20 protein-coding genes are annotated in these 21,359 nt (G+C 71.9%); 16 read left to right on the top strand and 4 right to left on the bottom strand.

Annotation, left to right across the window (positions count from 1 at the left end):
• Nucleotide 1: 1 nt before the first annotated feature.
• From ACYVK5_RS19235 to ACYVK5_RS19255, 5 genes are all read left to right on the top strand, one after another.
• Nucleotides 2-946 carry a carbohydrate ABC transporter permease gene (locus ACYVK5_RS19235; RefSeq protein WP_460707580.1) on the top strand — a complete coding sequence of 315 codons (945 nt, stop codon included), beginning with the start codon at nt 2-4 and terminating at the stop codon, nt 944-946.
• The gene (locus tag ACYVK5_RS19240) at nt 936-1,844 is read left to right on the top strand and encodes a carbohydrate ABC transporter permease (protein WP_460707581.1); all 909 of its coding nucleotides are present in this window, start codon (nt 936-938) and stop codon (nt 1,842-1,844) included. Before ACYVK5_RS19235 ends, ACYVK5_RS19240 begins: the two co-directional genes overlap by 11 nt.
• Nucleotides 1,845-1,890: 46 nt before the next feature.
• Nucleotides 1,891-3,162: an ABC transporter substrate-binding protein gene (locus ACYVK5_RS19245; RefSeq protein ID WP_460707582.1), complete on the top strand. Its 1,272-nt coding sequence runs from the start codon at nt 1,891-1,893 to the stop codon at nt 3,160-3,162.
• 171 nt (nt 3,163-3,333) lie between these two features.
• Nucleotides 3,334-3,900 carry a hypothetical protein gene (locus ACYVK5_RS19250; RefSeq protein WP_460707583.1) on the top strand — a complete coding sequence of 189 codons (567 nt, stop codon included), beginning with the start codon at nt 3,334-3,336 and terminating at the stop codon, nt 3,898-3,900.
• Nucleotides 3,901-3,965: 65 nt separating this feature from the next.
• Entirely contained in the window at nt 3,966-4,619 is a 654-nt protein-coding gene (locus ACYVK5_RS19255) for a response regulator transcription factor (RefSeq protein WP_460707584.1), read from the top strand.
• A gap of 22 nt (nt 4,620-4,641) precedes the next feature.
• Here ACYVK5_RS19255 and ACYVK5_RS19260 read toward each other — a convergent pair whose 3' ends face one another.
• The 4 genes from ACYVK5_RS19260 to ACYVK5_RS19275 all read right to left on the bottom strand — a co-directional run bounded on the left by ACYVK5_RS19260 (nt 4,642) and on the right by ACYVK5_RS19275 (nt 10,014).
• Nucleotides 4,642-6,315 carry a sensor histidine kinase gene (locus ACYVK5_RS19260; protein ID WP_460707585.1) on the bottom strand — a complete coding sequence of 558 codons (1,674 nt, stop codon included), beginning with the start codon at nt 6,313-6,315 and terminating at the stop codon, nt 4,642-4,644.
• A gap of 117 nt (nt 6,316-6,432) precedes the next feature.
• Nucleotides 6,433-7,344 (bottom strand): carbohydrate ABC transporter permease, encoded by a 912-nt coding sequence (locus ACYVK5_RS19265; protein WP_460707643.1) that lies wholly within the window; start codon nt 7,342-7,344, stop codon nt 6,433-6,435.
• Nucleotides 7,345-7,361: 17 nt separating this feature from the next.
• Nucleotides 7,362-8,339: an ABC transporter permease gene (locus ACYVK5_RS19270; protein WP_460707586.1), complete on the bottom strand. Its 978-nt coding sequence runs from the start codon at nt 8,337-8,339 to the stop codon at nt 7,362-7,364.
• Nucleotides 8,340-8,346: 7 nt separating this feature from the next.
• A complete protein-coding gene (locus ACYVK5_RS19275; protein ID WP_460707587.1) occupies nt 8,347-10,014 on the bottom strand; it encodes an ABC transporter substrate-binding protein in 1,668 nt (555 codons plus the stop codon).
• Between the two features lie 201 nt (nt 10,015-10,215).
• Here ACYVK5_RS19275 and ACYVK5_RS19280 point away from each other — a divergent pair, with 201 nt between their 5' ends.
• The 11 genes from ACYVK5_RS19280 (at nt 10,216) to ACYVK5_RS19330 (ending at nt 21,337) form a co-directional block, all read left to right on the top strand.
• Nucleotides 10,216-11,307: a cupin domain-containing protein gene (locus tag ACYVK5_RS19280; RefSeq protein ID WP_460707588.1), complete on the top strand. Its 1,092-nt coding sequence runs from the start codon at nt 10,216-10,218 to the stop codon at nt 11,305-11,307.
• Nucleotides 11,304-12,140: a fumarylacetoacetate hydrolase family protein gene (locus ACYVK5_RS19285; protein ID WP_460707589.1), complete on the top strand. Its 837-nt coding sequence runs from the start codon at nt 11,304-11,306 to the stop codon at nt 12,138-12,140. The genes ACYVK5_RS19280 and ACYVK5_RS19285 overlap by 4 nt, the downstream gene beginning before the upstream one ends.
• Nucleotides 12,141-12,143: 3 nt before the next feature.
• Nucleotides 12,144-12,929, top strand: a complete 786-nt coding sequence (locus tag ACYVK5_RS19290) for a maleylpyruvate isomerase family mycothiol-dependent enzyme (RefSeq protein ID WP_460707590.1) — start codon at nt 12,144-12,146, stop codon at nt 12,927-12,929.
• A 10-nt stretch (nt 12,930-12,939) separates the two neighbouring features.
• On the top strand, nt 12,940-13,437 hold the full coding sequence (locus ACYVK5_RS19295) for a MarR family winged helix-turn-helix transcriptional regulator (protein WP_460707591.1): 498 nt from the start codon (nt 12,940-12,942) through the stop codon (nt 13,435-13,437).
• Nucleotides 13,438-13,465: 28 nt separating this feature from the next.
• Entirely contained in the window at nt 13,466-14,323 is an 858-nt protein-coding gene (locus ACYVK5_RS19300) for a PaaX family transcriptional regulator (protein ID WP_460707592.1), read from the top strand.
• A gap of 108 nt (nt 14,324-14,431) precedes the next feature.
• The gene (locus tag ACYVK5_RS19305) at nt 14,432-15,622 is read left to right on the top strand and encodes a thiolase family protein (protein ID WP_460707593.1); all 1,191 of its coding nucleotides are present in this window, start codon (nt 14,432-14,434) and stop codon (nt 15,620-15,622) included.
• A gap of 6 nt (nt 15,623-15,628) precedes the next feature.
• Entirely contained in the window at nt 15,629-16,018 is a 390-nt protein-coding gene (locus tag ACYVK5_RS19310; protein ID WP_460707594.1) for an acyl-CoA thioesterase, read from the top strand.
• Between the two features lie 34 nt (nt 16,019-16,052).
• Nucleotides 16,053-16,919: a fumarylacetoacetate hydrolase family protein gene (locus ACYVK5_RS19315; RefSeq protein WP_460707595.1), complete on the top strand. Its 867-nt coding sequence runs from the start codon at nt 16,053-16,055 to the stop codon at nt 16,917-16,919.
• A complete protein-coding gene (locus tag ACYVK5_RS19320) occupies nt 16,916-19,078 on the top strand; it encodes an acetate--CoA ligase family protein (RefSeq protein ID WP_460707596.1) in 2,163 nt (720 codons plus the stop codon). The genes ACYVK5_RS19315 and ACYVK5_RS19320 overlap by 4 nt, the downstream gene beginning before the upstream one ends.
• Nucleotides 19,056-20,384 (top strand): FAD-dependent monooxygenase, encoded by a 1,329-nt coding sequence (locus ACYVK5_RS19325; RefSeq protein WP_460707597.1) that lies wholly within the window; start codon nt 19,056-19,058, stop codon nt 20,382-20,384. Before ACYVK5_RS19320 ends, ACYVK5_RS19325 begins: the two co-directional genes overlap by 23 nt.
• An 11-nt stretch (nt 20,385-20,395) precedes the next feature.
• Nucleotides 20,396-21,337, top strand: coding sequence for an alpha/beta hydrolase fold domain-containing protein (locus ACYVK5_RS19330; protein ID WP_460707598.1), 942 nt, complete (start codon nt 20,396-20,398; stop codon nt 21,335-21,337).
• Nucleotides 21,338-21,359 lie beyond the last annotated feature (22 nt).

Genomic DNA, 21,359 nt, shown 5'->3' on the forward strand with positions numbered 1-21,359 from the left:
GATGGCGGTCGTCGAGGAGTTCCGGCACCTGCGCGACGGCGCGGGTGCCCGCGTCCGTCGTCGGACGTCGGCGGAGCGCAAGGAGGAGCGCGCGGCCTGGACGTTCCTGTTCCCCTGGTTCATCGGCCTGGTCCTCATCACGCTCGGGCCGATGATCGCCTCCCTGGTGCTCTCGTTCACGGACTACAACCTGCTGCGGGACCCGCAGTGGGTGGGCCTGGAGAACTACGAGCGGATGCTCGGCGACGCGCGGCTGCACAAGTCACTCGGCGTGACCTTCACCTACGTGCTGATCGGTGTGCCGCTCCAGCTGGCCGCGGCGCTCTTCCTCGCGATCGTGCTCAACCGGGGACTCAAGGGCCTGCCCTTCTACCGTTCCGTCTACTACCTGCCCTCGCTGCTGGGCAGCTCGGTCGCGATCGCGGTGCTGTGGAAGCAGCTCTTCGGCGTCGACGGGCTGGTCAACCAGGTGCTGGGCTTCTTCGGCATCGTCGGCCCGGGCTGGGTCTCCAACCCGGAGACCGCACTGGGCACGCTCGTCCTGCTGCACGTGTGGACGTTCGGCTCGTCGATGGTCATCTTCCTCGCCGGGCTCCGCCAGATCCCCGAGATGTACTACGAGGCGTCGGCGATCGACGGCGCCACGAGGTGGCGGCAGTTCCGCAGCATCACGATCCCGTTGCTCACCCCGGTGATCTTCTTCAATCTCGTGCTGCAGATCATCAACGCGTTCCAGTCCTTCACGCAGGCGTTCGTCGTCAGCGGCGGCACCGGTGGCCCCGTCGACTCCACGCTCTTCTACACCCTGTACCTCTACCAGCGCGGCTTCACCGACTACCAGATGGGGTACGCGTCCGCGATGGCCTGGCTGCTCCTGTTCATCATCGGGGCGTTCACCGCGATCAACTTCCTCGTCTCGAAGTATTGGGTCCACTATGACGACTGACGTCCTCGAAAAGACCGACAGGCTGCCGGCGCGCGGCGCACGGCAGGCGCCCCGGAGGCGCCGGAGCCGGCGGGGCGTCGTGCGCAGCATTCTCCAGCACGCGCTGCTGATCGTCGTCGGCATCCTGATGATCTACCCGCTGCTGTGGATGCTGGTCGGCTCCTTCAAGCCGAACGACCTGATCTTCCTCAGTCCGGGGCTGATTCCCGAGGAGGTGACGCTCGAGCACTACCCGAACGGCTGGAACGCCCTGACGTATCCCTTCGGCCGGTACATCCTGAACTCGGCGATCGTCGTCATCGGCGCCCTGATCGGCAACCTCGTGTCGTGCACGACGGCGGCCTACGCCTTCGCGCGGCTGCGATTCCGCGGGAAGCCCGTGCTGTTCGCCGCCATGCTGCTCACGCTCATGCTGCCGATCCACGTGCTCATCGTGCCGCAGTACATCATGTTCTCGTCGATCGGCTGGGTGAACACCTTCCTCCCGCTCATCGTCCCGAAATTCCTCGCGGTCGACGCGTTCTTCGTCTTCCTGATGGTGCAGTTCTTCCGCAACATCCCCCGGGAGCTCGAGGAAGCCGCGCGCATCGACGGCGCCGGCTACTGGCGCACCTTTCTCCAGGTGATGCTTCCTCTCACCGTCCCGGCGCTCGCCACTACCGCGATCTTCACCTTCATCTGGACGTGGAGCGACTTCTACTCGCAGCTGGTGTTCCTCACCAAGCCGGAGACGCAGACCGTCTCCGTCGCGCTGCGCAACTTCGTCGACACGACGTCGGCGTCCAACTGGGGTGCGCTCTTCGCGATGTCGCTCGTCACCCTGGTCCCGCTCTTCGTGGTCTTCCTCGTCGGCCAGCGATTCCTGGTCAAGGGGATTGCGACCACGGGACTCAAGTGAAAGGAAAAGCACAGTGTCACGTATTCACAGGCAACGGAGCATTCACGTGGCCGCGCTCCTCACGAGCGCTTCCCTCGTGCTCGCCGGCTGCGCCGGCGGCGGCGAGGCCACCGGGGGCGACGGCGAGGAGGGCCAGGTCACGCTGCGCTTCGCGTGGTGGGGCGTCGACTCCCGGCACGCGATGACCGAGGAGATGGTCGACCTCTTCGAGGAGCAGAACCCGGATATCACGGTCGAGACCGAGCCCGGCACCTGGGACGCGTACTGGGACGCGCTGGCGACGAAGGCCGCGACCGGCGAGATGCCGGACGTCATCCAGACCGTCGACCCCTACGTGCTCGAGTACGGGCGCAACGGCCAGCTCGCCGACCTCACGCAGTTCGGCGACGAGCTCGACCTGTCGCCCTACGGCGAGGCGCTCCTCACCGACAGCTCCGAGGACGGCAAGGTGTACGGCGTGCCCGGTGGCCTGACCACCTACTCGGTCTGGACCAACCCCGAGGTGGTCGAGGCGGCGGGCCTCGAGATGCCCGACGACGACACCTGGTCGTGGGAGGACTACGCCCAGTTCTCCAAGGACGTCGGCGAGGCCGTGCCGGACGCGGTCGGCTCGGGCCAGTTCTCGTTCTACCCCGAGCCCTTCACGCTCTTCGCCCGCCAGCACGGCGAGCAGCTCTGGAACGACGACGGCGGTCTGGGCTTCAGCAAGGAGACCCTCGTCGAGTGGTGGGAGTACGTCGCCGACCTCACCGAGGCCGAGGGCATGCTGTCGCCCGAGCGCTCGCTCGAGGAGAACACCACCGACGGCGACTCGTTCGCGCGGGGCGAGATGGCGTTCAAGCCGGGCTGGGCGACCCAGCTCGGCCAGGTCGGCGCGCTCAACGACGAGGTCGACCTCCAGCTGCTGCGCATGCCGGGGGAGGACGGCGCGGAGGCCCGCGGTGACTGGGTCAAGCCGTCGATGCACTACTCCATCGCGGAGAACTCCGAGCACAAGGAGGCGGCGGCGAAGCTGGTCGACTTCATCGTCAACTCCCCGGACGCCGGTGAGATCCTCGGTGCCGACCGCGGCCTGCCGCCGAACGGCGACGTGCTGGCCGAGATCCAGGACGGCCTGGGCGTGGCCGACCAGAAGGCCGCGGCGTACCTCGCCGAGCGTCTCGAGGACCCGGAGAACCCGCGTCCGCTGCCGCCCGAGGGCGCCAGCGAGATCAACGCCATCTTCCTGCGCCTCTCGCAGGAGGTGCTGTACGGCAACCTGTCGCCGGACGAGGCGGCCGACCAGCTCATCACCGAGACCGAGGCGGCGATCGGCTGACGCTCCGCGGCTGAGAGGACGCCGGCGAGGGCGCCCGGCGCAGTGGATCCGCGCACACGGGACCAAGGTCCCGTGTGCGCGGGGCCGGTGACCCTGCCGGAGCGGACGGCCCTGGCGGGATCGTGAACACAGGCGCCGGAGCTGGTCCGGCGGATCCACCAGGAGGTCATCATGAGTTCGGTCAGCCACACCGCACTGCCGGCGCACGGATCGGTCCCGCGCGAGCATGCCGCCGTCGCCACGCACGTCACGGGCGAGGCTGTCGCCCGGTACTCCTTCGCCGGCGTCCGGCTGCTGCTGGCGTTCGAGTTCCTCTGGGCCTTCGGCGACAAGCTCCTCGGCTGGGGCCTGGCCACGCCCGCCGAGCGCGCCTGGATCAACGGGGGTTCCCCGACCGCGGGCTTCCTCGGCGGCGTCGAGGGCCCGTTCGCCGGGTTCTTCGGGGCCTTGGCCGGCAACGCCGTCGTCGACTGGCTGTTCATGCTCGGCCTGCTCGGTATCGGTGCCGCCCTCGCACTGGGCATCGGCATGCGGATCGCGGCCGGGACGGGCGCGCTGCTCATGCTGCTGATGTGGCTGGCCGTGCTGCCCCTGGCCAACAACCCCTTCGCCGACTACCACCTGATCGACGCCGTCCTGCTCATCGGGCTGGCCGCGTTCCTGGCAGGCGACACCGCCGGCTTCGGCAGGTCGTGGGCACGTCTCCGGCTGGTGCAGCGGTTCCCCGTGCTGCGATGACGTCTCACCCCGTGGTGCCCGCCCCGGCAGCGACCGGGGCGGGCACCACCGCTACGGTAGAACGCATGGACGTGCGAGTGTTTCTCGTGGACGACCACGAGGTGGTGCGTCGTGGTGTCGCCGACCTGCTGGAGTCCGAGCCGGGGCTGAAGGTCGTGGGCGAGGCCGGCACCGCCCGCGAAGCCCTGGCCCGCGTCCCCGCGCTCGCTCCCGACGTCGTGGTGCTGGACGTACGACTGCCCGACGGCGACGGCGTCACCGTGTGCCGCGATCTGCGTTCCCGTATGCCCTCCCTGGCCTGCCTCATGCTCACCTCGTTCGCGGACGACGAAGCGCTCTACGACGCGATCCTGGCGGGTGCCGCGGGCTACGTGCTCAAGCAGGTGCGGGGCACGGACCTGGTCGAGGCCGTGCGGACCGTCGCGTCGGGCGGCTCGATGCTCGATCCCCGCGCCGCCGCACGCGTGATGGAACGGCTCCGGGCCGACGCCCACCACGAGCCGGACCCGCTGGCCGACCTCACCGTGCAGGAGCACCGCGTCCTCGTGCTGATCGGGCACGGCCTGACCAACCGGCAGATCGGCGCCGAGCTGTTCCTCGCCGAGAAGACGGTCAAGAACTACGTCTCGCGGATCTTCGCCAAGCTCGGGCTCGAACGGCGGGCCCAGGCCGCCGCCCTCGCCGCCCGCCTGGAGCGCGACGAGCGTCCCCGCTCCTGAGCGCGGCCGCGACGGCCCGGCATCAGCCTGGCAGCACCGTGTCCGCCGGCACCGGCACCCGCCACACCAGGCGGGTACCGGGGCGGTCCGCGTCCGGGTCCGCGGGCCCCACCTCGAAGCTGCCGCCCAGCTCTTCCGCCCGGCGCGCCAGGTTGCGCAGGCCGCTGTGCGCCGCGCCGGGCGGTATCCCCACGCCGTCGTCGGCCACGGTGAGCACCACATCGTCGTCGGCCACCGTCAGGAGCACCCCTGCGCGCGTCGCGGACGCGTGCCGCGCGACGTTGGACAGCCCCTCGCGCAGGACGGCGACGACGTGGTCGGCGACCTCCGGCGTGACCAGGGTGTCGACGGCTCCCTCGAACCGGAGCCGGGGAGCGAACCCGAGTGGCACCACCGTGGCGTCGACCTCCGTGATCACCCGTGAGCGCAGGCCGACCCGCCGGGATCCCGTGCCGCCGTACCGGTCGCCCGGCTGCAGGCGGTAGATGGTGGTGCGGATCAGGGAGATGGTCTCGTCCACGTCGTCGACGGCCGTGGTGAGGTGTTCGGCGATCTGGGGTGGTGCGGTGCGTGCGGTGCGCTGGAGGGACAGCCCGGTCGCGTACAGCCGTTGGATGGCCAGGTCGTGCAGGTCGCGGGCGATGCGTTCGCGGTCGCGCAGCAGGGCGACGCGTTCGGCGCTGGCTCGTCCTTCGGCCAGTTCGAGGGCGACGGCGCCCTGGGCGGCGAAGGCGCCGAGGGCTTCGACCACCACGGGGGAGAAGGGTGCGCGGCCCTGGAGGCGCGCCGCGGCGAGAACGCCGCGGGCGCTTCCTGGTTTGCCGAGGGGCCAGACGGCGAGCGGGCCCAGCGCTACGGGCAGGTCCAGCGAGAATGCGGCCCGCTCGTCGGTCGTGGCGTCATCGGTGACCATCGGTACGCCGGTTCGGAAGGTGAGTGCGGCGAAGGTTCCGTCGGCGGAGAGGACCGATCCGATGTGTGCTTCGGCGTCGAGCCCGGATGCCGCCTGCAGTACCAGGCGTCCGGTGGCCGGGTCGGGGACGGAGATGGCGGTGAGGTCGGCGTCGGCCACCTCGCGTGCCTGGCTGCCGATGAGTGTCAGGACGTCGTCCGGCGAGGATCCGGCCAGGACCTGGCGTGAGATCCGGTCGTTGGCGCGGGCCCAGCGTTCGCGCAGGCGTGTGTCGTCGTAGAGGCGGGCGTTCTCGATGGCCACGCTGGCCGCCGCGGCGAGGGCCTCCAGCACCCTCTGGTCCTCGCCGGTGAAGTCGTGTCCGCCGCGTTTGTCCGTGAGGTAGAGGTTGCCGAACGGTGAGCCGTGCACGCGCAGCGGCATTCCGACGAAGCGGTGCATCGGCGGGTGATGTGCGGGAAAGCCCACGGAGGCCGGGTGGGAGGACAGGTCGTGCAGGCGGAGGGGTACGGGGTGGCGGATCAGTTCGCCCAGTACGCCGTGACCGGTCGGGTACGGTCCGATCGCGGCGATCTGGTCGTCGCTCAGCCCGACCGTGAGGAACCGGGCGATCCTGCCGTCGTCGCCCAGGACGCCGAGGGCGCCGTACCGGGCGTCGACGAGTTCGACGGCGGTCTCCACGATGTGGTGCAGGACCGTCTCCAGCTCCAGGCCGTGGCTGACCGTGACGACCGCTTCGAGCAGCAGATCGGTGCGGTCGCGCGGGGTGCCTGTCGGATCCATGGATGCCTCCGGGGTCACGGTAGCGCGGCGGCGCGGGAAGATGCCCGCAGGACGGACGGACCGATGTGCCCGTCGACGACGTCGTCCAGGAGATCCGGGATCAGGTGCGGGTGCTCCTCAGCCCTTGACGGACCCGAGCATGACGCCGGAGACGAAGTACCGCTGCACGAACGGGTACACGCACAGGATCGGCAGGATCGCCAGCACCATCGTCACGGCCTGGATGTTCGCCGAGATGGCCGCGGTCGTGCTCCCGATGGCCGCCGCGCTCTCCGCCGTCGTCGTCGACGCCCCCGCGATGAGGTTGCGCAGGTACAGCGACATCGGGAACAGGTCGTTCTTGTCGAGGTAGAGGAACGCCGTGAACCAGTCGTTCCAGTACTGCACCGAGTAGAACAGCACCATGGTCGCGATGACCGCCTTCGACAGCGGCAGCACGATACGCACGTAGATCCCGAACCAGCCGAGCCCGTCGATCTGCGCGGCCTCCTCCAGCTCGCGGGGCAGGTTCTCGAAGAACGCCTTCATGACCAGGAGGTTGAACACGGACAGCGCAGGGGGGAGGACCACCGCCCACATCGTGTTCTTCATCCCGAGCGACGAGATCAGCACGTAGTTGGGGATGATCCCGCCGTTGAAGAACATGGTGAAGACGGCCACGCCGATGAGGATGTTCCGGCCCCGGAGGTGCCGCTTGGCGATCACGTAGGCGAACGTGGTGGTGAGCAGCATCGCGATCGTCGTGCCGACCACGGTGTACAGCACCGTGTTGCCGTAGCTCGTCCAGAACCGCTCGTCCTGCATCACCGCGCGGTACGTGTCGAAGTTGAAGCCCACCGGGACGGCGTTCACCAGGCCCGCCTTGATCGCGCCCGGGCTCGAGAACGACTGGGCCACCAGGGTGACGAAGGGATAGATCATCGCGAGGCACACCAGCACCAGCACGCCCGTGTTGAACCGGGTGAACCATCGGTAGCCCCTGGAGTCGCGCGGGCCCACCGGTACGCCCGCCCGGGGGTCGGCGGGCATCGTCACGTCGGAAGAGGTCACCACAGGCTTGCTCCCACCACTCGCCGCGAGATGTAGTTCGCGGTCAGGACCATGACCAGGCCGATGCATGCCTGGAACAGGCCGATCGCCGCTGCGTAGCTGAGATTGTTCGCGACCAGGCCGACCCGGTACAGGTAGGTCGAGATGACGTCCGCCGTCGCATAGGTGAGCGGGGTGTACAGGAGGAGCACCTTCTCGAATCCCACGTTGAGGAACGTGCCGATGTTGAGGATCAGCAGCGTGATCATCATGGGGCGGATGCCGGGGAGGGTGACGTGCCACGTCTGCTGCCACCGGTTGGCGCCGTCGATCCGCGCCGCCTCGTAGAGGGAGCTGTCCACGGTGGTCAGGGCCGCCAGGTAGAGGATCGTTCCCCACCCGACCGTCTGCCAGATCTCGGTCCCCACGTAGATCGTCCGGAACCACTCGGGCCGCTGCAGGAACGGGATCGCATCCCCGCCCAGCGCCTCGACCGCCTGGTTCACCGTGCCCTGCATCGAGAGCAGCTGCATCGTCATGCCGGCCACGATCACGATCGACAGGAAGTGCGGCAGGTAGGAGATGGACTGCACCACCTGCTTGAACGCCTTCTTGCGGACCTCGTTGAGCAGGAGCGCCAGCACGATCGGCAACGGGAAGCCGACCACGAGGGTCAGGCCGCCGAGGATCGCGGTGTTCGCGAAGACCTGCCAGAACGTGGGGTCGTTGATGAACAGCTCCACGTACCGGAGCCCCACCCACTCCTCGCCGAAGATGCTGCCGCCCGGGCGGAACCGGCGGAACGCGATGACGTTGCCGACCATCGGCCCGTACCGGAAGATCAGCAGGAACAGCAGCGGCAGGACGGCCATCAGGTACAGCACGCCGTCCCGGCGCAGCACCAGCCGCCACGGGACCTTCCCCGCGGGCCGCCGCCCGCGGGGAAGGTCGCGCTGACGTCCTGTGCTGCCCAGCCGCGGCTCGGACATCACCATCGTTCGGTCAGCCGTCGTTCTCGGCGAAGCGCTCGGCGGCACCGTTGATCAGGTCCAGGTAGCCCTGCAGGTTCTGCGCCTCGAGCTCCGCCACGTAGGCGTCCCACTCGCTCAGGGGCCGCTCACCGAGGATGAACTTGAGCGTGTTGGTGTCGACCGTGTCCCGGAGCGGTGTCGCCAGGAGCGACGCCTGCTCGAGCTCGATCTCGTCCAGCGGCGCCGGCGGGAACGGGTCGCGCGGTGTCCGCGCGGCCAGCACCGAGTCGATGTAGTCGACGAACTCCGGCGCGTTGTACGACTGCTTGAGCGCGCGGGACTCCGTCGAGCCGCTGAGCACGTTGTTGGAGTAGCCGAGATCTTCCGAGATGTCGGTGGTCCCGTCGAGGTTGAGGTTGAAGGACTCCAGCGAGTAGTCCGGCTCCAGGGTGTAGGTGTCGCCCGCCTTCGTGTAGGTCTCACCCTCGACGCCCCACCGCAGCAGATCGTTCGCCTCGGGGCTGTAGTAGAGCCAGTCGAGGAACTGCAGCTTCGCGACGAAGTGCGGGTCCTCCACCGTGTCGGCCGTGACCATGAAGCCGTGCCAGAAGTTGCGCGGCTCGACGACCTGGCCGGCCGGGCCGCCCGGCGGGGCGATCTGGAGGAGCTCGTACTCGCCCTTCGCGTCGGTCGCGTCGAGCGCCGTGGCGAACTCCTGGACCGTGCCGTTCGCACCGGACGCGGCGAAGACCTCTCCCGCGGCGAACTTCTCGGTCACCGTGCCCATGCCCTCGTTCGTGGCGGTGAAGGACTCGGTGTCGAGCAGGCCGTCCTCGGCCAGGCCGTGGAAGTACTCGAGCATGTCGCGGTACTCGTCGCTGGTGGCGGCGTACTCGAACGTGCCGCTCTGCTCGTCGAAGAACGTCCCGTTGCCGAAGCCCCAGCCCGCGACGGTCCCGAAGGCGTGCGCGGCGTAGTTGAGCATGGACCCGCCCTCGAAGCCGTCGGCGAGCGGCAGGCTGTCGGGATACTCCTCCTTGATCATCTCCAGGCCGTCGCGCAGCTCGTCCCAGGTCTCCGGGACCGGGGCCCCGACCTCGTCGAAGATGTCCTTGCGGATGATCAGCGAGAAGACCGGGACGGAGACCTCCTGCAGCCCCGGCGTCATGTAGTACTTGCCGTCCGCCTGGCGCAGGTTGTCGACCATCTCGCCCAGGCCCCACTCCTCGACGCGCTTGCTGAAGTTGGGCATGTGCTCCGCGTAGTCGCTGAGCGGCAGCACGGCGCCGGTGGCGGCGAACTGCTGCTCCTCACCGGTGTAGACGAGCGGGATGACGTCGGGCGCGTCACCCGAGCTGATCAGGAGGCTCCGCTTCTCCACATGGTCGCTGAACGGGACGTTCGTCAGCTCCAGGGAGACGTTCGTGCGCTCCTCGATCTCGTCGAAGATCTCCCACGAGTCCTCGATCGGGGCTTCGGGCCAGTCGGTCCACAGCAACGAGAGCTCGACGGGCTCGGTCGCCCGGAACGTGGTGTCCGCCGCGTAGTCGGCCATCGCGCCGGCGTCGTTCTCGGTGCCGGCGCCGTCCTCGGTGCCCGAACTGCACGCGGCCAGGCCCATGAGTGCCGTCGCGGCGACGAGTGCCGTCAGCCGCCGTCCGGCGCGGGGCGCCGGATTTCTTGTCACATCACGTGTCATGTCTCTCCTTTGAGAACAGCCCCGGGTGCCTGCGAGAGCGCGTCGCGCTGCCGCCCCATCCGGGAAGTGTAGCGTTAAACTAGAGCCGCTCCCCGGGCCCCGTCAAGGTCCTGGAACGAGGCGGAGATGGACGCGGGACAGCTCCTGGGCTTATCGTTGGCATGCCAACGAATGGCGACGAGGCCACCAGGAGGAGCAGCGATGCAGGAGATGGACGGCACGGCGGACACCGCGGAGCTCAGGCAGCTCTACGCGGACTTCGACACCCACCACCTGGCGCCGTTGTGGACGCAGCGCGACGACCTCATGCCCTTCACGCCCTCGCCGAAGGCGGTGCCGCACGTGTGGGAGTGGTCCACGCTGTTCGGCCTCGCCGAGCGGTCCGGCGAGCTCGTGCCCGTGGGGCGCGGGGGCGAGCGGCGGGCGATCGGCCTGGCCAACCCCGGGCTCACCGGCACGGCCTACGCGACGCCGACCCTGTGGTGCGCGATCCAGTACCTCGGCGGGTTCGAGACCGCGCCCGAGCACCGGCACAGCCAGAACGCCTTCCGGTTCGTGGTCGAGGGGGAGGGTGTCTGGACCGTCGTCAACGGCGACCCCGTCGCGATGCGGCGCGGGGACCTCCTGCTCACCCCAGGGTGGAACTTCCACGGCCACCACAACGACACCGATCAGCCGATGGCCTGGATCGACGGCCTCGACGTGCCGTTCTCGCACTACGCCGACGTCGGATTCTTCGAGTTCGGCTCGGAGCGCGTCACCGACGAGGCGTCGCCCGACGTCTCCCGGTCCGAGCGGCTGTGGGCCCACCCCGGCCTGCGCCCCCTCGGCGGGCTCGAGGACACCGCCAGCTCGCCGCTCGCCGCCTACCGCTGGGAGCACACGGACCGGGCGCTGAGCGAGCAGCTCGCGCTGGAGGACGCGGGGCACCCGGCGACCGTCGGGCAGGGTCATGCCGCCATCCGCTACGTGAACCCGACCACCGGCGGGGACGTCATGCCGACGCTGCGCTGCGAGTTCCACCGGCTCCGGGCCGGCGCCGCCACGCCGGTCACGCACGAGGTCGGTTCCTCGGTGTGGCAGGTGTTCGAGGGCGAGGGCACCGTGGTGCTCGGCGAGACCGAGCACCGCCTGCACACCGGCGACCTGTTCGCCGTGCCGAGCTGGGTCCCGTGGTCCCTGCACGCCGACAGCCGGTTCGACCTGTTCCGGTTCAACGACGGCCCGATCGTCGACCGGCTGAACTTCACGCGGACCTACGTCCCCGGCCGCCGGAACGAGGACCTCGCATGAGGCTCGGAACGCTCCGGCTCGGCACCGGCACCGCCGCCGTCCGCGTCGACGAGCGGACGGCGGTCGAGGTGCCGGGCCACGCCGACGTCGGCCACCTGCTCCAGGACTCGCGGTGGGCCGCGATCGCGCGCGACGCGGCCGGCCCCGAGCACGACCTGGCGGGCCTGGACCCGCGGGCGTGGGCGCCGCCGGTGCTGCGCCCGGCCAAGATCGTGTGCGTCGGGCTCAACTACCGCAACCACATCCGGGAGATGGGGCGGGAGCTGCCCGAGCACCCCACGCTCTTCGCCAAGTTCCCCGAGGCGCTCATCGGCCCGTACGACCCGATCGTCCTGCCCGCGCAGGCCGCGGACGCCGTCGACTGGGAGGGCGAGGTCGCCGTCGTCGTCGGCCGGACGGCGCGCCGGCTCACGCCCGCGGAGGCCGAGGACGCGATCGCCGGGTACGCCGTGCTCAACGACGTGACGATGCGCGACTTCCAGTACCGCTCCCCGCAGTGGCTGCAGGGCAAGACCTTCGAGGCGACGACGCCGTTCGGCCCCTGGCTCACGACGCCCGACGCCGTGGACCCGGCCGGTGAGCTGACCACGGAGGTCGACGGCGAACAGGTGCAGCACACGGCGATCGACGACATGGTGTTCGGCCCCGCCGAGCTCGTGTCCTACATCTCGCAGATCGTCACCCTCCACCCGGGCGACGTCATCGCCACGGGGACGCCCGGCGGCGTCGGCCACGCGCGGCGGCCCCAGCGCTACCTCGCGCCCGGGCAGACGCTGGTCACCTCCGTGGGCGGGCTCGGCGCCCTGCGCAACGACGTCGTCAAGGAGGCCTGAACCGTGGCCGCCCGCACCGACCGGACCGCCGACCCGGAGCTCCGCGCCGGCCTGCTGCTCGCCCGCCGCGGGCAGGCCTACTTCTCCCGCAAGCTCAACGAGCTGCGGAACGACCGCCTCGACGCGCCGTCGCTCGTGGCGGGCTGGACGCGGCGGCACGTGATCGCGCACGTCGGGCTCAACGCCCGCGCGCTCACCCGGCTCACCGAGTGGGCGGCCACCGGCGTCGAGACGCCGATGTACGGCTCGCCCCGGGAGCGCGACGCGGAGATCGAGTTCGCCGCGACGCTCCCCGCCCGGGCGCTGCGCAACCTGTCCGCCCATGGTGCGGTGCACCTCGACGTGGAGTGGCGGGACCTGCCCGACGAGGCGTGGCGCGCCCCGGTGCGCACGGCGCTCGGGCGGGTCGTGCCCGCGTCCGAGACCGTGTGGATGCGGACCCGGGAGGTGTGGGTGCACGCCGTCGACCTCGACAACGGCGGCTCGTTCGGGGACTTCCCGCCCGAGCTGATCGACGCGCTCCTCGCCGACGTGCTCGGCGCGTGGCGCCGCCGCCTGGACCCGGCCGACGTGCCGCCCCTCGTGCTGGCGCCCACCGACCGCGACCACGCCGTTTCGGCCGATGGCAGCGCTCGCATGGACCGAGATGGCGTGGTCGGCGCTGGCCGGGAGAGCCTGGTGGTGCGGGGGACCGCGGCCGATCTGACGCGGTGGGCGACCGGCCGGGGGGCCGACGGCGTGGTCGTCTCCGGCGGAGGTGAAGTTCCCGCGCCGCCGCGCTGGCTGTGATGATCGGTCCATGACTCAGCGAAGTGGAGTGACCGGCCCCTCGACCGCCGACGCCGCCGGCCGCCACTCCCTGTACCTGCCCGAGCATGTGGGCTTCCTCATCCGGCGTGCCCAGCAGGTGCATCTGGCCGTGTGGGCCGAGGAGGCGGGTCCGGAGCTGAGCAACGTGCAGTTCGGCGTGCTCAACGTGCTGCACCGGACCGGCGGCGCCAGCCAGCGTGAGCTGTGCGACGCGCTCGACCTGGACCGCTCGACCGTCGCGGGCCTCGTCTCCCGGCTCGAGGTGAGGGGCCTCGTCGAGCGGGCCCGGGCCGCCGCGGACCGCCGACGGAATGTCGTCCGGCTCACCGAGGCGGGCGGTGCCGAGCTGCGGCGGCTCGTCCCGCACGCGGCCCAGGTGGACGCCTCGCTCACCGCGGGCCTCACCGATGAGGAGAAGGTCACCCTGCGGCGGCTCCTCACCCGGGTCCTCGACGTGCACGGCCATCACGCGAGGGACGACGTCTGACCGCGACCCTTCTGGAATACTTCCGGGCATGCCCGCAGTCCAGGACAGTACGGAACGCGTCGCGGCAGGACGGGCCTCGGGCCGTCCCGAGCAGCTGCTGCTCGCGTTCCTCGGGGAGTTCGTGCTCGACGGCGACGTCGGGCACGTTCCCTCCGCCGTGCTCATCGGGCTGCTCGCCGAGCTCGGCGTGGGCGACGCGGCCACGCGCGCCACGCTCGCGCGGATGAGCCGCCGCGACCTGCTCGCGAAGGTGCGCTCCGGCCGCGAGGTGGCGTACGGCCTCACCCCGGCGGGCGAGTCGGTGCTCCGCGAGGCGCGCGGCCGCGTGCAGGCGGACGAACCGTTCGCGCCCGTCGGCACCGGCTGGACCCTCGTGACGTTCTCCGTGCCCGAGAGCCAGCGGGACACGCGCCACCGGGTGCGGGCGACCCTGACGTGGTCGGGCTTCGGCCTGCTGCGCGACGGGCTGTGGATCGCCCCCGGCGAGGTCGACGTGGAGTCCGCGCTCCGTCCGCTCGACGGCGCCCTGGCCGACGTCGAGCTGTCCGCGTTCCGCGCGTACGAGATCGAGGGCTTCCCGGCGACGCGGGCGGTCCGCTCGGCCTGGCGGCTGGACGAGATCCGGGCGCACCACCTCGAGTTCCTCGGCGCCTGGGGTGACGTGGAGTCCTCGGCCCACCCGCTGCGGGACATGACGGCGCTGGGCGCCGACTGGATCGCGCTGCTGCGCGCCGATCCCCGGCTGCCCGCCGAGCACCTCTCGGACGCCTGGCCGTCCGGGCGGTCCGCGGCCACGTTCCGGCGCCTGCGCGAGGCCCTCGTCGGTGCGGCGCGGGCCGATCTCCTCGAGCGGCTCGGCCGGTCGGGCGCGTCGCCGGCCGCCTGACATTCGACACTCTCTTGACGGGCGTCACGAAAATGCTTGACGTCATGCTGTGTGGTGAGGCACGATCGAACCTGCCCCGGTCCCCGAACGACAGGCAGGTCGCCACGCATGAAGTTCCGCGACGCACACATCCCCTTCGGCCTGAGCTGGACCTCGCCGTTCGCCAAGTGGCAGGGACCCCTGGCGGAGATGAACAGCCTCGACATGGCCGTGGACGTCACCGGCCGCGCGCTGGAGGACCGCGGCCTGCCGCCCGAGGAAATCACCGAGTGGACCCTCGGCTGCACGGTGCCCCAGCAGTACGGGTTCTACGGCGTGACCCTGGTCTCCCGGCGGCTGGGCGCCGGCCGGTTCGGCGGGCCCTGGATCTCGCGTGCCTGCGCCACGTCGGCGGTGGTCGTGGAGCACCTGGCGACGCAGGTCGAGCTCGGCGCGCACGCCACGACGATCGGCGTGATCACCGACCGCACCAGCAACGGCCCGCTGATGCTCTGGTCGAGCCAGCACAGCCCCGGCGGCGCGCCCGTGGCCGAGCACTGGGTGCTCGACCCGATGAAGCTGGACCCGACCACCGGCCAGAGCATGAACGACACCGCGGAGAACACCGCGGCCGACGGCGGCTACACGCGCGAGCAGGTCGACGAGGTGGCGCTGATGCGCTACGAGCAGTACGCGACGGCGCTCGCCGACGACCGCGCCGTCCAGCGGCGGTACATGGTGCCCGTCCGCGTCCCGCGCCGGAAGGGTGAGGACTGGTTCGAGGCGGACCACGGCGTCTTCCCCTCCACCGCCGAGGGGCTCGCGAAGCTGTCGCCGGTCAAGCCCGGGGGAGTGGTCACCTACGGCGCGCAGACCCACCCGGCCGACGGCTGCGCCGGCGTCGTCGTCGCGACGGGCGACCGCGCCCGGGAGATCGGGCAGGACGGCGTGACCGCGCGGATCCTGGCCACCGGGTTCGGCCGCGCCGAGCCCGCGTACATGCCCAAGGCCCCCGTCGAGGCCGCCCGCGTGGCGCTGGCGGACGCCGGGATCGCGATGTCCGGCGTCGACGTCGTCACCACGCACAACCCGTTCGCGGTGAACGACCTGTGGCTCTCCGAGCAGATGGACTACCCGCTCGAGCGGATGAACCCGTACGGTTCCTCGCTCGTCTACGGCCACCCGCAGGGGCCGACCGGTGCCCGGGCGATCACCGAGCTCGTCCACGCCCTGCACGCCCGGGGCGGCGGCACGGGCCTGTTCACGGGGTGCGCCGCCGGCGACTCCGCCGGGGCCGTCGTGGTCCGGGTCGACGGATAGCAGGCCGTGTTCCGGCATCGTGAGCCGGTCCGTGTCGAGTTCGCCGACACGGACGCGGGCGGCCGCATCCATCACACGGCCGCCCTGCGCTGGGCGGAGCGCGCGGAGCACCAGCTGCTGCGCGCCCTCGGCCGGTCCGAGCTCACCCGGTTCCCGCGCCGCCGGCTGGAGGTGGACTTCCTCGCGCCGCTGCGGTTCGGCGACGAGGTCGTGGTCGAGATCGAGGCCTCCGCGATCGGCCGGACGTCGGTCACCTACGGCTGGCGGGTGCTGCGGGACGGCGTGACCTGCGTCGAGGGCTCCACCCTCTGCGTCCACGTGGACGACGACGGCGTGCCGTGCGCGGTCCCGGCGGAGCTGCGGGCGGCGCTCGGTGGCGGACCCGCCGACCGTTGATTGTTGTGTCAACTTACCGAAGGAGCCACTGACGATGAGGTTAGCCAGCACCGTCGACGCCCGCCTGCACGCCGTCGTGGGGGACCGTCTTGTCGACCTGACCGATGCCGTGGGCGTGGCCGGAGCCGGCGCGGGCGCGGGCGGCCCCCTGCTCGCGTTCCTCGAGCGTGGCGGCAGTCTCGCCGAGCTCACCTCCCTGGACCTGGACGGGCTGCCGAGCCGCCCCCTGGAGGGGGCCCGCCTCGCCGCGCCGATCGCCCGGCCGGGCAAGGTGATCGGCGCGCCGGTCAACTACCTCGACCACCAGGCCGAGATGAGCGAGCAGAAGACCATCGCCGAGTACGGCGTGTTCCTCAAGGCGAACTCCTCGGTGATCGGGCCCGACGACGCGATCCGGCTGCCGTACACCGACGTGCGGACCGACCAGGAGGGCGAGCTCGCCGTCGTCGTCGGGCGCACGGCGAGCCGCGTGGCCGTGGCCGACGCCCTCGACCACGTGCTCGGGTACGCCCCGGTCCTGGACATCACGGTGCGGTCCACCGAGGACCGCTCGACGCGCAAGTCGTTCGACACGTTCACCCCGTTCGGCCCGTGGATCACCACGGCCGACGAGGTCGGCGACCCCGGCGAGCTGGAGCTGCGCTGCTGGGTGGGCGGGGAGCTGCGGCAGCGGGTGTCGACCGAGGAGCTGATCCTCGACGTCGCCGAGCTCGTCGCGTACACCAGCCACGTCATGACTCTGCACCCCGGTGACGTCATCGCGACGGGCACCCCCGCGGGGGTCGGCCCGATCGCCGCGGGGCAGCGTGTCGTCGTCGAGATCGACCGGCTCGGCCGGCTCGACGTACCCGTGACCGACGACGGGGCGGTCCCCTACGACCGCCGGCCGGGTGCGCGATGACCGCGACCCGCGCCGGCGAGGCGCCGTTCCGTTCCGCCGGGCAGTCCGGGCAGTCCGCGCTGCCGGTCGCCTCGGCGCACGCCCTCGACCCCCTGTTCCGGCCGCGCGCCATCGCGGTCGTCGGCGCCTCGGCCAGCCCGGACAAGGCCGGGCACGCGATGATGCAGGCGCTCGACGGCTTCGACGGCGACCTGTACCCGGTCAACCCCCGCGGCGGCACCATCCTGGGCCGCACCGTGCTGACCAGCCTGGCAGAGCTGCCCGGCCCGGTGGACCTCGCCGTGCTGGTCGTCCCGCCCGGGGCTGTCCCGGGCGCCATCGAGGAGGCCGCGGCCGCAGGGGTGCGGGCCGCCGTGGTGTGCGCGGGCGGCTTCGCCGAGAGCGGCCCCGCGGGCCACGACCTCCAGGAGCAGGCCGTCGAGGCGGCCCGGCGCGGGGGCGTCCGGCTGCTCGGCCCGAACACGTCGGGCTTCATGAACCCGGTCGACGGCGTGTCCGCGAACTTCATGCCCGCGGCCGTCGCGCTCCTGCCCGGGACGGTCGGCGTCGTCGCCCAGTCCGGCGGCGTCAACCTCGCCATCGCCTTCCTGCTCGAACGCGCCGGCATCGGCCTGCGCCTCGGCGTGGGGCTGGGCAACGCGGCCGACGTCGGCCTCGCGGAACTCCTCGACTTCTTCGCGGCCGACGACGCGACCACCGCCGTCGGCCTGCACGTCGAGGGCATCGCCGACGGCGTCGGGGTCGTCGCGGCCCTGCGCAGGGTCACGGCCCGCAAGCCCGTGGTCGCCTTCAAGGTCGGGCGGTCCGACGTCGGCGACTTCGCCAAGTCGCACACGGGTTCGCTCACCGGATCCTACGAACTGACCCGCGCCGCGCTCGCGCAGGCGGGGGCGGTCGTTGTCGACGGCCTCGACGAGATGGTCGCCGCCCTCCAGGCGCTGCGGTCGGTGCGGCTGCCCGCCGCGCCGAGGTCCGCGACCGGAGTCGCGGTACTCACCGGCCAGGCCGGGCCGGGCCTCGTCGTGGCCGACGCGCTCGGCGCCCGCGGCGTGCGGGTCCCCGAGCTGGCGCCCGCGACCCTGGACCGGCTCGGGGACCTGCTGCCGCCGCTGACCTACCAGCGCAACCCCGTGGACACCGGCCGGCCGTCGGACACGTTCCCCGACGTGCTGCGCCTCGTCGCCGCCGAGCCAGGCATCGACGCCGTGGGCGTCTACGCGCTCGACGAGCCCGGCGTCCTGGACCCGGTGGCCGCCGTCGGGGACGCCGCCGGCCGGGTGCTCTACGCGACCGGCGGGCCCGCCGACGTCGTCGAGCGGCACCGCGAACGGCTGGCGGAGATCGGCGTCCCGCTCTACTCCGGCCCGGGCGACCTCGCCGCCGGCCTCGCCGCGCTGGTGAGCGACGCCGCCGCGCGCGCCGTCGCCGACGCGCCGCCCGCCACCGCGACGCGGACCCTCGGCCGCGCACCGGACGAGGACGAGGCCAAGACACTCTTCGAGGCGCGCGGCCTGCGCACCATGGGTCGCCGCGCGGTCGCGGACCGGGCCGCGGCTCACGCGGCGCTCGACGAACTCGGCGGCCCGGACCGGCCCGTGGTCGTCAAGGTCCTCGACGCGGCCCTCCTGCACAAGTCCGACGTCGGCGGGGTGCACGTAGGAGTGCGCAGCCATGCGGACCTGGACATCGCCCTCGACGCGATCGACGGGATCGACGCAGCCACCGCCGCCCGGCGGCGCTACCTCGTCGAGGAACAGGCCCCGCCCGGCACCGAGCTCATCGTCGGCGGGATCCGCGACGCGGTCTTCGGACCGGTCGTCCTGCTCGGCCTCGGCGGCGTCGGCGTCGAGCTGGCCGGCGGACCGGGCGCCGAACCCGTGCTGCGCCTCGCCCCCCTGTCCGCCGAACGCGCCGCCGAGATGGTGGACGCGCTACCGGCAGCCGTGCTCGACGGCTTCCGGGGTGCGCCTCCCGTGGATCGCGCGTCGCTCGCGGCGATCCTGCGGGCGGTGAGCGACGCACTCACCACACACCACGACATCACCGAGATCGATCTCAACCCGGTCCGGGTCACCGCCCGCGGACCGGTCGTCCTGGACGCCGTCGTCGTCGTCGGACCCCCACCAGAGGAGAACCATGACCAGCACGCAGCACCCTGAGCCGGCGTCGACCACGCCATCGTGGCCCATGGGAACGCAACCACCCAGCACAACGGCGTGGTCGCCCGCGGGTGCCAGCCCTGAGGCCGCGGACGCCACCGAGCGCGAGACGCTCGTCGTCGGTGCGGGGCCGGTCGGTCTGACCGCGGCCCTGGCGCTGCGGTCCTACGGCCGCCCCGTGACCGTCCTGGAGGCCGGGCCGGAGGGGCGGCAGCGGCCGGGCAGCCGGGCGATCTTCACGCACAGCCAGACGCTGCAGATCCTCGATCGCCTCAGCCCCGGCCTCGGCGCCGAACTGTACGAGCACGGCGTCTACTGGAACACCCAGCGCACGTTCCACGAGGGCAAGGAGGTCTACGCCAAGACCTACCCCGACCCGGAACCGGGGACGTACCCGCACTTCACGAGCCTGCCGCAGGTGCGGACCGAGCAGTACCTCCACGAGCGCGCGGTCGCGGCCGGCGTGGAGTTCGCCTGGGAGCAGGAGGTCGACACCGTCGCCTCCGACGACGACGGCGTGCGCCTCACCACCACCGGCGGAGACCGCTGGCGGGCGCAGTACGTGATCGCCGCAGACGGCTCACGCTCCGCCGTCCGCAAGCAGATCGGCACCCGGATGGAGGGCGAACGTGACGACGGCTGGTACATCGTCGTCGACGTCGACGAGATCGAGCAGCCCGCGCTGCCCCAGGAGCGGCACTTCCACTACGCCCACCCGGCCGTCGACGGCCGCAACGTCCTCGTCGTGCCGTTCGCCGGCGGCTACCGGGTCGACCTGCAGCTCGTCGACGGCGACGACGCGGACAAGCTCGCCTCCCCGGACGGCGTGCGCACCTGGCTCGACGCCGTCCTCCCACCCGGGTACGCGGACCGCGCCTCCTGGGTCTCGACCTACCAGTTCCTCCAGCTCGTCGCCCACGACCTCGCCGACCCCGCCCGCCGCGTGCTGCTCGTCGGCGAGGCCGCCCACCTGTTCGCGCCCTTCGGCGCCCGGGGTCTCAACTCGGGCGTGCCCGACGCCGAGGCGGCCGCGTCCGCCGTCGTCCTGGCGCTCGCGGCCGGAACGCGGGCGTCGGCCCGCGCGGCGGTGGAGGGGTTCGCCCTCGCCCGCCGGTCGGCCGCGCTGTTCAACCGGGACGCCGCGGGGGAGGCGCTGGCGCACCTGCGTCCCACGGCCGAGACGGCCGCCGAGGTCAGGTCCGCCGCCGAGCGCGCCCCGCAGGACGACGCCGCGGCCGTCTGGCTCGAGAAGGCGCCCTACGGTCCCCGCGGTGTGCACACCGCGCAGACCGTCTACCGGTACTGAAAGGCTTCATCGTGTCCGTACTCCGCAATGTGCACGTGGCCTCGGCCGTGGCGCTCGGGATGCAGCGCCTGTCCACGGTCGGCCTCAAGCTCGCCTCGCGCGGCAAGGAGGTGCCGTTCCCCGAGTGCCGCGCGGAGGTCGACGAGATCAGCATCCCCACCTCGATCGGACCGGCCAGGGCGTTCGTCTACCGGCCCACCGGCCGACCGTCCGGTGTGGCCCCGGACCTGCCGGTGCACGTCAACTTCCACGGCGGCGGATACGTCATGCGCGACACGGCGCTCGACGACGCGCTCTGCCGGTACCTGGCCGCCGAGGCGGGGGTGGTCGTCGTCAACGTCGACTACGCCGTCGCGCCGCAGCACCGGTTCCCCGCACCGCCGCACCAGGCGTACGAGGTGGTGCGGCGGGTCGCCGACCACGGAGCCGACCACGGCTGGGACGGGACGCGGCTCTCGGTAGGCGGCCAGAGCGCGGGCGGCGCGCTCGCGGCGGCCGTGGCCCGTCAGGCGCTCGAGCAGGGCGAACCGCGCATCGCGCTCCAGGTCATCCACTACGCGCCGCTCGACCTGGTCACCCATGCCCGGGACAAGGCGGCGGCCGGTACCAACCCGATGATCAAGCCCTGGATGGGCGACGTGTTCGACAACGCCTACATCCCCGACCCCGCGCTGCGCGCGGACCGCCTCGCCTCGCCGGCCCACCCCGCCGACGACGCCGACCTGACCGGCATCGCCCCCGCGGTGGTCCTGACCTGCGAGCTGGACCGGCTCCGTGGCGACGGCGTGGCCTACGCGCGGCGGCTTCTCGACGTAGGCGCTCTCGTCGCCCACATCGACATCCCTGGGGTCGACCACGCGTACGACATGAGCGACGTCGACACCGCCCGGAGCAGCTACGCCTTCATCGCCGAGCGCCTCCGGGAGGCGGCGCAGCGGTCGGCTTCTCAATGAGGTTTCTCGACGACGAGAGGAC

The sequence above is a fragment of the Myceligenerans halotolerans genome (assembly GCF_054782975.1).

Coding starts and splice junctions, on each gene's coding strand:
- ACYVK5_RS19240 (WP_460707581.1), top strand. CDS start 936: ATGACGACTGACGTCCTCGAAAAGACCGACAGGCTGCCGGCGCGCGGC.
- ACYVK5_RS19295 (WP_460707591.1), top strand. CDS start 12,940: ATGACTCAGCGAAGTGGAGTGACCGGCCCCTCGACCGCCGACGCCGCC.
- ACYVK5_RS19260 (WP_460707585.1), bottom strand. CDS start 6,315: ATGGATCCGACAGGCACCCCGCGCGACCGCACCGATCTGCTGCTCGAA.
- ACYVK5_RS19265 (WP_460707643.1), bottom strand. CDS start 7,344: ATGCCCGCCGACCCCCGGGCGGGCGTACCGGTGGGCCCGCGCGACTCC.
- ACYVK5_RS19320 (WP_460707596.1), top strand. CDS start 16,916: ATGACCGCGACCCGCGCCGGCGAGGCGCCGTTCCGTTCCGCCGGGCAG.
- ACYVK5_RS19315 (WP_460707595.1), top strand. CDS start 16,053: ATGAGGTTAGCCAGCACCGTCGACGCCCGCCTGCACGCCGTCGTGGGG.
- ACYVK5_RS19280 (WP_460707588.1), top strand. CDS start 10,216: ATGCAGGAGATGGACGGCACGGCGGACACCGCGGAGCTCAGGCAGCTC.
- ACYVK5_RS19235 (WP_460707580.1), top strand. CDS start 2: ATGGCGGTCGTCGAGGAGTTCCGGCACCTGCGCGACGGCGCGGGTGCC.
- ACYVK5_RS19300 (WP_460707592.1), top strand. CDS start 13,466: ATGCCCGCAGTCCAGGACAGTACGGAACGCGTCGCGGCAGGACGGGCC.
- ACYVK5_RS19325 (WP_460707597.1), top strand. CDS start 19,056: ATGACCAGCACGCAGCACCCTGAGCCGGCGTCGACCACGCCATCGTGG.
- ACYVK5_RS19285 (WP_460707589.1), top strand. CDS start 11,304: ATGAGGCTCGGAACGCTCCGGCTCGGCACCGGCACCGCCGCCGTCCGC.
- ACYVK5_RS19305 (WP_460707593.1), top strand. CDS start 14,432: ATGAAGTTCCGCGACGCACACATCCCCTTCGGCCTGAGCTGGACCTCG.
- ACYVK5_RS19275 (WP_460707587.1), bottom strand. CDS start 10,014: ATGACACGTGATGTGACAAGAAATCCGGCGCCCCGCGCCGGACGGCGG.
- ACYVK5_RS19250 (WP_460707583.1), top strand. CDS start 3,334: ATGAGTTCGGTCAGCCACACCGCACTGCCGGCGCACGGATCGGTCCCG.
- ACYVK5_RS19255 (WP_460707584.1), top strand. CDS start 3,966: ATGGACGTGCGAGTGTTTCTCGTGGACGACCACGAGGTGGTGCGTCGT.
- ACYVK5_RS19270 (WP_460707586.1), bottom strand. CDS start 8,339: ATGGTGATGTCCGAGCCGCGGCTGGGCAGCACAGGACGTCAGCGCGAC.